This window comes from Thermobifida sp. (assembly GCF_017577275.1).
Classification (GTDB): Bacteria; Actinomycetota; Actinomycetes; order Streptosporangiales; family Streptosporangiaceae; genus Thermobifida; species Thermobifida fusca.
On sequence record NZ_PITY01000017.1, the window covers coordinates 49,804 to 63,302 of the forward strand.

Consider the following 13,499-nt stretch of genomic DNA (forward strand, 5'->3'; position numbering starts at 1 on the left):
GCGCTTGGGCGGGCCACAGCCGTGGAGTGGACTAGCCGAAGCGTCCGGTGATGTAGTTCTCCGTCTCTTTCTTTTCGGGCTTGGTGAAGATCTTGTTGGTTTCGCCGATCTCGATGAGCTTGCCGGGTTTACCGGTACCCGCCAGGTTGAAGAACGCTGTCACGTCGCTGACCCGGGCGGCCTGCTGCATGTTGTGCGTGACGATGACAATCGTGTAGTTCTCCTTCAACTGGGAGATCAGGTCCTCGATCGCCAGCGTGGAGATCGGGTCCAGCGCCGAACACGGCTCGTCCATGAGCAGCACGCTGGGCTCCACGGCGATGGCCCGGGCGATGCACAGGCGCTGCTGCTGCCCACCGGACAGGCTCGCCCCTGGCCGGTCAAGGCGGTCCTTGACCTCCTCCCACAGGTTCGCCCCGCGCAGGGACCGCTCCACGATCTCGTCGGCTTCGGACTTGCGGAGCCGCCGGTTGTTGAGCTTGTACCCGGCGATGACGTTGTCGTAGATCGACATGGTGGGGAACGGGTTGGGGCGCTGGAAGACCATGCCGACTTCGCGGCGGACCTCCACCGGGTCCACGTCGGGCGCGTAGATGTCCTGGTCGTCCAGGAGGACTTTGCCTTCGACGCGTGCCCCCGGGGTGACCTCGTGCATGCGGTTCAGGGTGCGCAGGAAGGTGGACTTGCCGCAGCCGGAGGAGCCGATAAAGGCGGTTACCGAGCGGGGTTCGATAGTCATGGAGACGTCTTCGACGGCGAGGAAGTCACCGTAGTAGACGTGCAGTCCGGAGACGTCAATTCGCTTGGCCACTGTGTTTCCTCAAGACCGTGGTTGGTTCGGATGAGACGGCAAAGGGGATGAGGGGGTTACCGCGTCTTCGGGGCGAAGAAGTGCGAGACCAGGCGGGCGGCGAGGAACAACAGCATCACGATGATGATCAGCGTCAGCGCCCCGGCCCAAGCACGCTCGTAGTTGATGACGCCGCCCATGCGCACCTGTGAGTAGATGAACACCGGAAGGCTCATCATTTGTCCCTCGAACAGGTTGGCGTTGATGGCGACCGCTGAGGAGCCCGCAGTGAGGATGAGCGGGGCGGTCTCGCCGATGACCCGCGCCAAGGCCAGCATCACACCGGTGGTGAGCCCCGCGATAGCGGTGGGCAGGACCACCTTGACCACGGTAAGCCACTTGGGCACCCCCAGCGCGTAGGAGGCTTCCCGCAGCTCGTTGGGCACGAGGCGCAGCATCTCCTCGCAGGAGCGCACGACCACCGGAATCATCAGGACCGAGAGTGAGATCGCACCGGCCGCGCCGTTGGTCTTGCCCGGACCGAACAGCAGGATCCACAGCGCCACCACGAACAGACCGGCCACGATGGAGGGGATACCGGTCATCACGTCCACGAAGAAGGTGATCGCCCGCTTGAGCCGCCCCTGGCCGTACTCCACCAGGTAGATCGCGGTCATCAGACCGATGGGCACCGAGATCAGCGCGGCCATGAGCGTCATGAGCAGGGTGCCGAGGATGGCGTGGTAGGCGCCGCCAGCGTCCATGCTCGGCGTGACCCCGTTCATGGAGACGGTCAGGAAGTAGCCGTCCAACCGGACCAGGCCTTTGGAGAGCACCGTCCACAGCAGGGAGACCAGCGGCACCATGGCGATGCCGAAACAGGTGTAGACGATGGCGGTGACCAGGCGGTCTTTGGCTTTGCGGCGGTTCTCGACGAGGGCCGAGGCCGCGGTGATGAGCACCATGTAGCCCACCGCGGTGACGATGGCCCACACCGCGGGGTTCCACCACCCGAGCGCGTACAGCAGCCCGGCCGCGACCAGGGCGACCCCGGCGAGCAGGGTCGGCGGGAACAGGGCAGGCAGCGGCTTGGCGCCGAGTGAGGGCGCGAGCGGCCGAGGCGGCACGGTCTTCTCCGGAGCAGACAGTTTCGTGGCGGACATTTACGCGAACTCCTTGCGGCGGGAGACGACGAAGCGGGCCACCATGTTCACGGCCAGGGTGATGGCGAAGAGGACGAGACCGGCCGCGATGAGCGCGGACACCCCGTAGCCGGTGGCTTCGGGGTACTGCAGGGCGATGTGCGCGGCGATCGTCTGGTTGCCGCTCTGCAGCAGGAACCAGGAGATGACGAGGGAGGGGGAGAGGATCATGGCCACCGCCATGGTCTCGCCGAGCGCCCGCCCCAGGCCCAGCATTGCGCCGCCGATGATGCCGGGGCGCCCGAACGGCAGTACCGCCATGCGGATCATCTCCCAGCGGGTGGCGCCCAGTGCGAGGGCAGCCTCCCGGTGCGACTGCGGCACCTGGAGGAACACGTCGCGGGTCATGGCGGTGATGATCGGCAGGATCATCACGGCGAGCACGATGCCTGCGCTGAGCATGGTGCGGCCAGTGGTGGACACGGGTCCGGCGAACAGCGGGATCCAGCCGAAGTACGTCTCCAGCCAGGCATAGAACGGGGCGAGCTGGACCACGAGCCAGCCGATGCCCCACAGGCCGTAGACGACGCTGGGGATTGCCGCGAGCAGGTCCACGAGGTAGCCCAGGATGGCGGCGATGCGGCGGGGGGCGTAGAAGACGATGAACAGGGCGATGCCGATCGCTACGGGAGTGGCCAGCACGAGGGCGATTGCCGCGGCGAGCACGGTACCGAAGGCGAGGGCCGCCACACCGAAGGAGGGCTCTTCCCGGGTGTTGGCGTCCCACTCGCTGCTGGTGAGGAAGTTCGCCTGGTTGGCAGCCAAGGAGTCGAAGGACTGCAGGATCAAGAACGCGGCGACCCCGGCCAGGATCGCCAGGATAAGGATCCCTGACCCTTGGGCTCCGGCAGCGAAGAGGACGTCACCGAGGCGACGTCTCTGCCGCTGCGCGCGGCCCGTCGTGGACAGATCCGTGGTGGTCATTTGAGACTCCGGTCAACTGATGCGGGTATGCACTCGGCGGCAGCGGAGCCCGCACGCGACACCGCTCCGCCGGACGAGGGCAGGGCCCGTGACATTGTGGAGTACACCCCTGACCAGAACGGAAGGCACCCAGGAGTCGTTCCGGAAATACCCGAAGAGCGAGAAAAATCTCTGGTCAGGGCGGGCAAAGCGCGGCTGTCCTCGCGGTGAGGCGTTGCCGGTGCGCTGGGCGGGTGTGCGGGGCACCGGGGGAGTGGGGAGGACAACGCAGCCAAGGGCAGGGCCCACAGCGGTCTGTGGTGCCCTGCCCTGACGGCGACAGGACCAGTGCGGGTCAGCTCGCAACCTGGATCTTGTCCAGTACGGCTTGGATCTTGTCGCGGGTGGCATCGGAGAGCGGCGCAGAGCCGGCTTCGTTAGCGGCGGCCTGCTGGCCCTCTTCGCTGATCACGTAGCCGATGAAGCTCTTCACCAGGTCGGCTTCGGTCTGGTCCTCGTACTCCAGGCACACGATCTCGTAGCTGACGAGCACGATCGGGTAGACGCCGTCCTCGTCGGTGGCGTAGTTGAGGCTGACTGCCAGGTCGTTTTCGGTGTTGCCTTCCCGCGGTTCTGCGGAGTCGACGATCGCTGCGGCGGCCTCCGGGCTGTAGGGGACGAAGCTGTCGCCCACGCCGACGGCCACGGTGCCGAATTCCGTGGCGTGCGAGGCGTCGACGTAGCCGATCGTCCCGGTACCGCCTTGGACAGCGGAGACAACGCCAGAGGATCCCTGGGCGGCTTCGACCGGGGGAATCGGCCAGTCACCGCTGACTTCGTGCGGCCAGTGGTCGGGGGCGGCCTCGGACAGGTACTGCACGAAGTTCTCGGTGGTGCCGGACTCGTCGGAGCGGTTGACCGGGATGATGTCGGCGTCGGGGAGGTCGACATCAGGGTTGTCCGCGGCGATCGCCTCGTCGTTCCACTTGGTGATCTTCTGGTTGAAGATGTCAGCGATCACCTCGGGGCGCAGGTTGAGCGAGTCGACGCCCTCGAGGTTGAAGATGATGGCGATCGGGCTGATGTAGGCGGGCAGGTGGACGGCTTCGGAGCCGCCGCAGCGCTCGGTGGCCTGCGCGGTCTCCTCTTCGTCCATCGGGGAGTCGGACCCGGCGAAGGAGACGGCGCCCTCGATGAACTGGGAGCGTCCGGCACCGGAGCCCACCGAGTCGTAGTTGACGGTGGTGTCCGCGCAGGCGCTGGTGTACGCAGCGACCCACGCCGCCATCGCCTTTTCTTGGGAGCTGGCGCCGGCTCCGGCCAGGGTCCCGCCGCCTTGGACACAGTCGACACTGCCCGCGGCCGTGCCGCCGGTCTCCTCGGGAGCGACTGCCTGGTCACTGCCGCAGGCGGAGAGCGCAAGGGCGCTGGCGAGGGTCACGCCCGCGATCTTGCCGTACCTAATGAGCTTCACAGCCCGGGTGTCCTTCCTCTGGCTTGTCCACCATTGGGGCGGGATATGTCGGCGTTCCCGCCGAAAGCCAAGGTAAGGAGCCGAGGTGGCCAGTCATACCAAAGAAGATGAACAGGCGGTGAACGTGGGGATGAGTGACGCTAAAAGTAGTTCGTCCCTCTCATAGAGTTTGGGTGAACGAGGTGCGTTTTGAGAATTTTGCCCCTTTCTGGCCTGCGGTGACGGCGGAGCGTGCACTGTTCCATCGCTGAGCGTGCACCCCTGGCCGCGCCCGCTCACCGCTCCTCGGGTACCCGCCCGTACATGACGTCGCTCTCCCACAGTTCGAAACCGAGCGAACGGTACAACTGCACCGCGGGACGGTTCTCCTCATCCACGTACAGCAGCACCCACGGCAGCCCGCGGTCCCGCAGATGGTGCAGGCCCCGCAGCGTCAGCACCCGGCCCAGCCCGCTGCCCTGCCAGTCTGGGTCCACCCCCACGACGTACACCTCGCCCACCGGCTCCCCGTCGGTGAGCCCGGCCCCGTCGTCGTGCACTTTGGTCCAGTGAAAACCCGCGATGCGGCCGCTGCCCCGGTCCACCGCGACGAAGAAACCCTCCGGGTCGAACCACGGCTCCTGTTCGCGCTGCTGCAGGTCCTCCAAGGTAAGAGCGCCCTGTTCGGGATGGTCAGCGAAAGCGCGGGCGTTGGTGCGCAGCCACTCCTGCTCGTCCACCCCCACCCGGAACGTCCGGATCTCCACCTGCTGGGCGACCTCGGGACGCAAGGCAGGCTCGGGCAGCGTGGCAGCAGGAGCCGAATCCGTGCCTCGCAGCGGCAGCCGCATCTTCCACAGCGCACGCATCCGCTGCAGGCCGGCGGAAGCGGCAAGCGCCCGCGCCGGCGCCAAATCGCCGTGCGCCCACACCCGCAGGCCGCGCGCATCCGCATGCGCCCACAGCTCGTCCAGCAGCCGCCGCCCCAGGCCGTGCCGCCGCCACTGCGGTGCCACCGCTACCTCAGCCGAATCCGGTTCCCCCGGGGAGACCTCGGCGAACGCACAACCGGCGAGGACTCGGCCCTGCTCGGCGTCGACGTAGGCCAAGTGGAAGCGCCCCCGGCCGCGGGCGCCGTGCCGGACCCGCAACAGGGTCTGCTCCGACAGCGCGGCAACACCGTCGGCGTCCCGCACCGCCTCGGCCAGGGCGAGCACCGCCGCGACCTGCTCAGGGCTCAGCGTGTCAGTGGTGAGGATGTGGCTCATGGCACGAGCCTACTGAGCGTCCCCCGCCCTGCTGCGCGGCCGGGTCACGCCTGGTCAGCGCTTGCGGCGCCGCCCCACGTAGCTGTGCCGGACCCGCACCCGCCGGACCGGGCCCAGCGGAGTGGCCAACAGCAGCAGGAGCATCAAGACCAGCAGCAGGATGAACGGGGTGAGCAGCGGGTCGACCGGCCCCTCCTGGGAGACCGGGGCCGCCCCGTCCTGCTCGCTGTTCTCCTCGCCGAGAGTGACCATCGGCAGCTCGGCGTACTCGTCGCTCGGCGCAGCCAGCTCGGGCAGGTGCGCGGTGTCGGTCGGCAGCCCAGGAGGCGAGGACGGGCCGCCCGCAGCACTCTGCGGCGGCAGCGTCGACACCGGGCTGTGGGGGATCGGGGACTGCGGCGACGAGGAACGCGGAGACGGCGTGGCTGAAGGCTGCCCGCTCGGGCTCGACGGCGTAGCGGAGGGGTGTGGTGGAGGAGGCGGGGTGGACGGCCGCTCCGGAGGCACAGGTGCTGTCGGCGTCGCCGACGGGGATGGTGCGGGCACGGACGGCGACACCGTGGGCGTCGGGGTGGGCTTCGGCGTCAACTGCGGCACCCGCAGCCAGGCGCTGACCCGCGCCGTTCCTGTGAGCGGCGTCTCCAGGCAGGACTCGTCATCCGCGGACGCTGAGGGCTCCGGGGCTTCGCACGGGGCCGGGTAGGAGTAGGCGATCTCGACTTCGATCCGGATCTGGGACTCTTCGGGCTCGCCTACCACGCTTCCGACGACCTCGGCCTCAGCAGTGTCCCCCGGGGAGAGGACCTCGGGGAGGTCGACCACGGCGAGGTCCGTCACGTCAGAACTGTCCGCTGTAGCGGTCGCTTCGCTGATCGTGACCTCAGCGGACTCGAGAGTATTGCGGACCGAAAGCGGGAGAGAGAACGCGGTGCCCGGGAGAGCGGAGCGGCTGGACAAGTCCAGGTCGAGTGTGGCGTCAGCGGAGGCAGGCAGGGTGGGCACCAGGAGGCACCCGATAAAAGCCGCACCCACGGGGACTCCGAGCCAGGCGCGCCGCCGTGGACGGGACACGCGAGCCTTGTCCATCCCAGGGGGCATGGGGACAGCCCTCCTCGATCACCAAACCGCGTGCTGCCAACCGTGTGAACAGGCACGTTCCCGACAGCAAGGGAAAAGGAACGCTACCTCACCGTGAAACGGTCAGTAGCGTGAAAACTGGCGCGTACCATCCTAAGTCTTTTAGGCGTCGAAAACGACCCCTTGGGGTGACCGGTTGATCGCGTGTCGTAGGCGGGGAGGGCCGTACTGTCCGGCCCTGACCCGCCACGTGCGGTTAGAGCTGGTGCGGGGCGAGCGAACGCTCCGGTTCCGCCATGCGAGGCATCGCCGCGTCGCTGTTGGACTTGGCCGCGGGGTCCATGACGAAGCGGTAGCCGACGTTGCGTACCGTCCCGATCAAGGATTCGTACTCGGGGCCGAGCTTGGCGCGCAGCCGCCGTACGTGGACGTCGATCGTCCGGGTCCCGCCGAAATAGTCGTATCCCCACACCTCTTGGAGAAGCTGCGCGCGAGTGAAGACCCGACCCGGGTGCTGGGCCAAGAACTTCAACAGCTCAAACTCTTTGAAGGTGAGGTCGAGGATGCGGCCGCGCAACCGGGCGCTGTACGTGGCTTCGTCGATGACCAGGTCGCCGCGGCGGATCTCGTCGGGGTCGTCGGCGCTGTCGGCCCGGCCGATCGCGAGCCGCAGCCGCGCCTCTACCTCAGCTGGGCCCGCGGTGGTGAGCAGGAAGTCGGTGACCTGCCATTCAGGGGTCAGCGCGGCGGCACCGCCTTCCGTGAGGACAGCGATGAGCGGGCAGTCCAGGCCGGTGGTGTTGAGGAGGCGGCACAGGTTGCGGGCCGCGACAAGGTTGGTGCGGGCGTCGACCAGGATTGCGTCCACCGGAGACCCGGCTGCGTTGTCGGGACCGGGGGTCAGGAGGGCGCTCGCCTCGGCGGGTGCCACACGCACCGAGTGCAGGAGCAGGCCCAGTGCAGGCAGGATCTGATCGGATGGGTCGTTGGAGTTGGTGAGTAGTAGAAGGTGGCTCATGTGCCCTTCCCGTCGCCCATGAACGGTGCGTACGAAGGCCCCATTGCCCCCGACAAGAATGCGTAGTGGAAAAATTGCCTCCGAGGAATACAAGGATAATCCGTTGACCTCTTGCGGGACGGTGCGGTACTGGGCCGCGGCGAAGGCGGCCGCAGGTCGGCACGAGGAGACCTTCACCGCAAGCACCCTGAGCGACCTGCTCGAACAGGTGCGCCAGAAATACGAGGGAAACGCGGCAATGCTCGCTGTTTTAGCGCGTTCCTCGTTTTTGGTGAACGCCACTCCGGTGGGCGTCCGGCCCCATCACGAGGTGGTTCTCGAACCCGGGTGGATTGTGGAAGTGCTTCCGCCGTTCGCGGGCGGATGATTCCGCGCGGCAGCCGGAAACAGCAGGGAGTAGGGAGGACGAGGGGATTGGCGTCGGCGTCGAACCATGCCAAGAAAAGTGACAATCCTCACGTGGTCACCATGCTGGGGAAAGCAGGGTGCCACCTGTGTGAGGAAGCGCTCGCCGTGATCGCGCGAGTCTGCGCCGAAACGGGGGCCCGGTACGAGGTCCGCGACCTCACCACAGCCGACGACAAGGAGAAGGAAGAGTACTGGGACAAGATCCCGGTCATCTTCGTCGACGGCAAGCAGCACGACTTCTGGCGGGTGAACGAGCAGCGGCTGCGCGCCGCACTCCTTGAAGAACGTGCCTGAGTGTGATACCCGACCCCACTTTGTTCACCCTTTCACAAGGGCGTAACCTGAGGGCAAATTCTTTCGAACCGATCATGTGACGGGTGCCACAGGAACCTCTCCTCGGCACCCGCACTCGGTCAAGGAAAGTCCCGCAATGCCGATGTCGCCCAGGAGCGCGCACCTGTGACCAGCCGTCCGTCACGGCCTCGGGATAGGGGTATCCCAGAGGCGACAGTCGCCAGACTCCCGCTCTACCTCCGTGCCCTCCAGGCGCTGAGCGAGCGGGGAATCCCCACGGTGTCGTCCGGGGAACTCGCCGCGGCGGCGGGGGTGAACTCGGCCAAGCTCCGCAAAGACCTCTCCCACCTCGGGTCCTACGGCACCCGCGGAGTCGGCTATGACGTCGAATACCTCATCTACCAGATCTCCCGCGAGCTCGGTCTCACCCAGGACTGGGCCGTGGCCATCATCGGCGTCGGCAACCTGGGGCGCGCCCTGGCCAACTACGGAGGGTTCGGAAACCGCGGATTCCGTATCGCAGCGCTTCTCGACGAGGCCCCTGACGTGGTGGGCTCCGAGGTCGCCGGACTGACCGTACGGCATATTGACCATCTAGAGAGCGTTGTCCGCAGTGAGAAGATCGCAATCGGGGTGATCGCCACTCCCGCGTCAGCCGCGCAGCGGGTGTGCGACCGGTTCGTCGCGGCCGGCGTCACCAGCATCCTCAACTTTGCTCCAGTGGTCCTCAATGTGCCCGAGCATGTGGATGTGCGTAAGGTCGATCTGTCCATTGAGCTCCAGATCCTGGCCTTCCACGAGCAGCGCAAGTCCGCACGAGACCAAGGAAAGGACTGGGTGGACGTGCTGGAAGCCTGAGAGCAGGTGGCCGCCAGGCGGGCGTTCGAACGGACGCGCATAAGGAAGGGAGCGTTGCGAAAACGATGGCTGCATTGGAGTGCGGATGAGTGTCCTCGCCCTAGGGTTGAGCCACCGGAGTGCGCCCGTGACGCTGCTCGAACGGGTAGCGCTCAGCGGTGAAGTACGCCTGAAACTCATGACGGAGATGGTCAACACCTCTGCCGTGAACGAGGCGATGGTGGTCTCCACCTGCAACCGCACCGAGGTCTACGCCGACGTCGACCAGTTCCACCCTGGGGTCGCCGCCATCTGCGAACTCCTCTCCCAGTACACCGGCGTCTCCCAGGAAGAACTCACCCAGCACTGCTACGTGCACTACGAGGAGCGCGCCGTCCAGCACCTGTTCTCCGTGGCCTGCGGCCTGGACTCCATGGTCGTCGGCGAGGGCCAGATCCTCGGCCAGGTCCGCAACGCGCTCAAAGACGCCCAGCACGTCGGCACGCTCGGAAGGGTCCTCAACGACCTCGGCCAGCGCGCCCTGCGCGTCGGCAAACGCGCCCACACCGAGACCCGCCTGGACAAGGCCGGAGCCAGCATGGTCAGCTTCGGGTTGACCGTCGCCGGACGCTTCCTCACCCCCGATCGCGAACCGCAGCCGTCTGCCGCTGCAGCGGTCTGTCCGGTCGACGGCGACACCGGCGTCGAGGTCAGCGCCGCGCTGCCTGACCCCCAGCTCCTCACCGGGCGCCGCATCATGGTGCTGGGCGCCGGGTCGATGAGCGCCCTGGCCGCCAACACGGTGGCCCGCCACGGCGCCAGCACGATACTCATCGCCAACCGCACCTTCGACCGGGCGCAGCGGTTGGCAGAATGCCTCACTGAAGGCTACGAGTCGGTCCGCAGCAGCGCGGTGCCCTTCGAGGACGCCGCCCGCCACCTCGCCGACATCGACCTGGTGATCTCCTGCACGGGAGCGCAAGGGATCGTCCTCACCGCCGAGCAGGTGGCTGCGGGCGGCGACCGCGCCACCCGCCCCCTGGTCTTCCTGGACCTCGCACTCCCCCACGACATCGACAAGGCCGTGCGCAAACTGCCCGGCGTCCACCTCGTCGATATTGAAGAGCTCCGCGACGCCGCTGAAGACGGCACCGCGACCGGACAGGTGGCCGACCTCACCGCGGTGCGCGACATCGTGGCCGAGGAGGTCGCCGAATACCAGGCGGTGCGCAGCGCAGAACGGGTTGCCCCCACCGTGGTCGCGCTCCGCAGCAAAGCCCAGAAGGTGGTGGAAAGCGAACTGGAACGTTTGAACGGGCGGCTACCCGGTATCGATGACCGCACCCGGGCGGAAATCACCCGCACTGTGCGGCGCGTCGTCGACAAACTGCTGCACCAGCCCACGGTGCGAGTGAAACAATTGGCGACCGGCCCTGAAGGGGCCGTCTACGCCGAGGCATTGCGCGAATTGTTCGACCTCGACCCGGCAATCCCGAGCGCGGTAGTGAAACCCGGGACCGCTCTCGGCGAGGAGAGATGATATGTCCACCACACCGGCCAGGCTCGGCACCCGCCGCAGCACTATGGCCACCAACCAGTCCCGCAGGGTCGCCGAGATCCTCACCGCACGCACCGGAGTACCGGTCGAACTGGTCCTGATCACCAGCTTCGGCGACATCACCCGCGCGCACCTGACCCAACTGGGCGGCACCGGGGTTTTTGTGAGCGCGCTCCGCGACGCCCTGCTCGCCGGCGAGGTGGAGTTCGCCGTCCACTCCCTCAAAGACCTGCCGACCGCCCCCACTGAGGGGATCGTGCTCGCCGCCGTCACAGAACGGGACGACCCGCGGGACGCCCTGTGCGCCCGCGACGGCCTCAAGTTCGCCGACCTGCCCCCCGGCGCCACGGTGGGCACCGGGTCGCCACGCCGGGTCGCGCAGCTCGCCGCGCTCCGCCCCGACCTGCGCTACGTGCCGATCCGCGGCAACGCAGAGACCCGGCTGGGCAAAGTCGCTTCTGGAGAACTCGACGCGGTCGTACTCGCCTACGCCGGACTGCACCGGGTGGGCCGCCTCGACGACGTTACCGACGTCTTCGACGTGGACCAGGTCCTGCCTGCCCCCGGCCAGGGCGCGCTCGCCGTCGAATGCCGCACCGCCGACTTCACCGGACCGTTGCGCTATCTCACCGCGGTCGACCATCTCCCCACCCGGGCCGCGGTCACCGCGGAACGTGTCATCCTGGCGGAACTAGAAGCCGGATGCGCCGCCCCGGTGGGCGCCTACGCCGAGTTCGTGGCTGAGGATCGCCTCCGCCTGCGCGCCGCGGTCGTCGCCACGGACGGCAGTCAGGCTGTGCGCGCCGAGCAGACCGTCACCGTCACCGAATTCCCCGACGCGGTCCAGGCGGCCACCGCACTCGGCCGCCAGCTCGCCCACGACATGATCGAGCAGGGGGCCGATCAGATCGTGGCCGACGCCGCGGCGGGAAGAGGAGAGAGCTGACACGAGTCCCGCCGAAGCCAGGGACGCGGACAGGTGAGAAGAGGAGCGAAGTGAACCCGCAGACTGAGACCCCGGCTACCGGGGCCGAGCACGCCGCCAAGCCCGCCGCCGGTCACATCGCGCTGGTGGGTGCTGGACCGGGCGACGCCGAGCTGCTGACACTGCGGGGCGCCGCGCTGCTGGGTCAGGCCGACGTCGTCCTCACGTTCCGTGAACCGCCGCATCTTGCCCGGCACCGGAAAGGGCTGCTGAGCCACTGCCGCCCTGACACGGTCATCGTCGACCCGGACGAGTACGGGGACAGCGGTGACGCGTTCGCGCTCTCCAAGGCTGCGCAAGGACTGCGTGTCGTCCGCCTCTACCCGGGCGACCCGCTGCTGAGCGGCCAGGGCGCGGCTCTTGCCGAGGCTGCCAGCGACGCGGGGATCGAGTTCGAGATCGTGCCGGGGCTCTCCTCGATTACCGCCGTCCCTGCCTACGCGGGAACCGAGCTGCTGCCGCACGGCACCAACGAGGTGCGGATCCTCGACGCTGCCGACACTGACGTGGACTGGGTCAACGCTGCGCAGAGCAAGGCGACCCTGGTCGTGCTCCACCCGGATGCGCCCACCGAGGACGATCCGGACGCGAAAGGCCCCGGCCTCGACCGGATCTGCAAGACCTTGATCGCCGGCGGTCGGCCCGACACCACACCGGTCACGGTGACCCGGATGGGGACGACCACCTACCAGACCACTATCACCTCAACCCTGGCCCGGCTGGCGGCCGATCTGAAAGCCGCCGACGCCAAGGGGCACACCATCCCCCGTCCGTCGCTGCTCATCGTCGGGGAAGGGGTGGCGCAGCGCCAGAAGAAGCTGTCCTGGTTCGAAACCAAGCCCTTGTTCGGCTGGCGGGTCCTGGTGCCGCGCACCCGCCAGCAGGCCCCGGCCCTCTCCGAGCAGTTGCGCAGCTACGGCGCGGTACCCGAGGAGGTGCCGACGATCTCGGTGGAGCCGCCGCGCACACCGCAGCAGATGGAGCGGGCGGTCCGCGGCCTGGTCACCGGACGCTACCAGTGGGTGGCGTTCACCTCGGTGAACGCGGTCAAAGCCATCCGGGAGCGTATCGAAGACTACGGTTTGGATGCGCGGGCTTTCGCCGGGGTGAAAGTCGCCGCGGTCGGGGAGCAGACCGCGGCCGCGCTCCGCGCCTTCGGCATCCACCCGGACCTGCAGCCGCCGGAGGACAAGCAGTCCGCGGCCGGGCTCGTTGAAGTGTGGCCGCCCTACGACCCGGATATCGACCCGATCGAGCGGGTCCTGCTGCCCCGCGCCGACATCGCCACCGAGGTCCTCTCCGAAGGCTTGGTGAACCTCGGCTGGGAGGTCGACGACGTCACCGCCTACCGGACGGTGCGGGCCGCACCCCCGCCCGCACCTATCCGCGAAGCCATCAAGGGCGGCGGGTTCGACGCGGTGATGTTCACCTCGTCCTCCACGGTCCGCAACCTCGTCGGGATCGCGGGCAAGCCGCACGCCACCACCGTGATCGCCGTGATCGGGCCGGAGACCGCGAAAACCGCGGAAGAGTTCGGCCTGCGTGTCGACGTCCGCGCGCCGAAGGCGTCGGTGGCAGCGCTGGCCGAAGCGCTCGCAGAGTTCGGTGCCGCCCAGCGGCAGGCGGCGATCGAAGCGGGCAAGCCCGTGCTGCGGCCCAGCCAGAAGCGCCGGGGGCGTCGCCGTAAGAACCTCATGATCTGATTC

13 protein-coding genes are annotated in these 13,499 nt (G+C 67.9%); 6 read left to right on the forward strand and 7 right to left on the reverse strand.

Annotation, left to right across the window (positions count from 1 at the left end; translation table 11 throughout):
* Positions 1 to 31 precede the first annotated feature (31 nt).
* The 7 genes from pstB to CW348_RS03565 form a co-directional block, all read right to left on the reverse strand.
* A complete protein-coding gene (gene pstB, locus CW348_RS03535) occupies positions 32 to 811 on the reverse strand; it encodes a phosphate ABC transporter ATP-binding protein PstB (protein WP_011293166.1) in 780 nt (259 codons plus the stop codon).
* Between the two features lie 56 nt (positions 812 to 867).
* Positions 868 to 1,953, reverse strand: a complete 1,086-nt coding sequence (gene pstA, locus CW348_RS03540) for a phosphate ABC transporter permease PstA (RefSeq protein ID WP_011293165.1) — start codon at positions 1,951 to 1,953, stop codon at positions 868 to 870.
* On the reverse strand, positions 1,954 to 2,916 hold the full coding sequence (pstC, locus tag CW348_RS03545) for a phosphate ABC transporter permease subunit PstC (RefSeq protein WP_011293164.1): 963 nt from the start codon (positions 2,914 to 2,916) through the stop codon (positions 1,954 to 1,956).
* A 334-nt stretch (positions 2,917 to 3,250) separates the two neighbouring features.
* Positions 3,251 to 4,369 (reverse strand): phosphate ABC transporter substrate-binding protein PstS, encoded by a 1,119-nt coding sequence (pstS, locus tag CW348_RS03550; RefSeq protein WP_011293163.1) that lies wholly within the window; start codon positions 4,367 to 4,369, stop codon positions 3,251 to 3,253.
* 275 nt (positions 4,370 to 4,644) lie between these two features.
* Positions 4,645 to 5,616 (reverse strand): mycothiol synthase, encoded by a 972-nt coding sequence (mshD, locus tag CW348_RS03555; protein ID WP_011293162.1) that lies wholly within the window; start codon positions 5,614 to 5,616, stop codon positions 4,645 to 4,647.
* Positions 5,617 to 5,670: 54 nt separating this feature from the next.
* Positions 5,671 to 6,687 (reverse strand): hypothetical protein, encoded by a 1,017-nt coding sequence (locus CW348_RS03560; protein WP_287462787.1) that lies wholly within the window; start codon positions 6,685 to 6,687, stop codon positions 5,671 to 5,673.
* 262 nt (positions 6,688 to 6,949) lie between these two features.
* Positions 6,950 to 7,711, reverse strand: a complete 762-nt coding sequence (locus CW348_RS03565; RefSeq protein ID WP_011293160.1) for a response regulator transcription factor — start codon at positions 7,709 to 7,711, stop codon at positions 6,950 to 6,952.
* Between the two features lie 58 nt (positions 7,712 to 7,769).
* On the opposite strand from CW348_RS03565, the gene CW348_RS03570 reads away from it, so the two are divergent.
* From CW348_RS03570 to CW348_RS03595, 6 genes are all read left to right on the forward strand, one after another.
* Positions 7,770 to 8,078 carry a MoaD/ThiS family protein gene (locus CW348_RS03570; RefSeq protein ID WP_011293159.1) on the forward strand — a complete coding sequence of 103 codons (309 nt, stop codon included), beginning with the start codon at positions 7,770 to 7,772 and terminating at the stop codon, positions 8,076 to 8,078.
* Between the two features lie 101 nt (positions 8,079 to 8,179).
* Positions 8,180 to 8,413, forward strand: coding sequence for a glutaredoxin family protein (locus CW348_RS03575; RefSeq protein WP_049755081.1), 234 nt, complete (start codon positions 8,180 to 8,182; stop codon positions 8,411 to 8,413).
* A 165-nt stretch (positions 8,414 to 8,578) separates the two neighbouring features.
* Positions 8,579 to 9,271 carry a redox-sensing transcriptional repressor Rex gene (locus CW348_RS03580; RefSeq protein WP_011293157.1) on the forward strand — a complete coding sequence of 231 codons (693 nt, stop codon included), beginning with the start codon at positions 8,579 to 8,581 and terminating at the stop codon, positions 9,269 to 9,271.
* An 85-nt stretch (positions 9,272 to 9,356) separates the two neighbouring features.
* The gene (locus CW348_RS03585; protein ID WP_061783800.1) at positions 9,357 to 10,790 is read left to right on the forward strand and encodes a glutamyl-tRNA reductase; all 1,434 of its coding nucleotides are present in this window, start codon (positions 9,357 to 9,359) and stop codon (positions 10,788 to 10,790) included.
* Between the two features lies 1 nt (position 10,791).
* Positions 10,792 to 11,754, forward strand: coding sequence for a hydroxymethylbilane synthase (gene hemC, locus CW348_RS03590; RefSeq protein WP_011293155.1), 963 nt, complete (start codon positions 10,792 to 10,794; stop codon positions 11,752 to 11,754).
* 50 nt (positions 11,755 to 11,804) lie between these two features.
* Complete coding sequence (locus CW348_RS03595; RefSeq protein WP_011293154.1) at positions 11,805 to 13,496, forward strand: uroporphyrinogen-III synthase; 1,692 nt, start codon at positions 11,805 to 11,807, stop codon at positions 13,494 to 13,496.
* Positions 13,497 to 13,499: the final 3 nt, after the last annotated feature.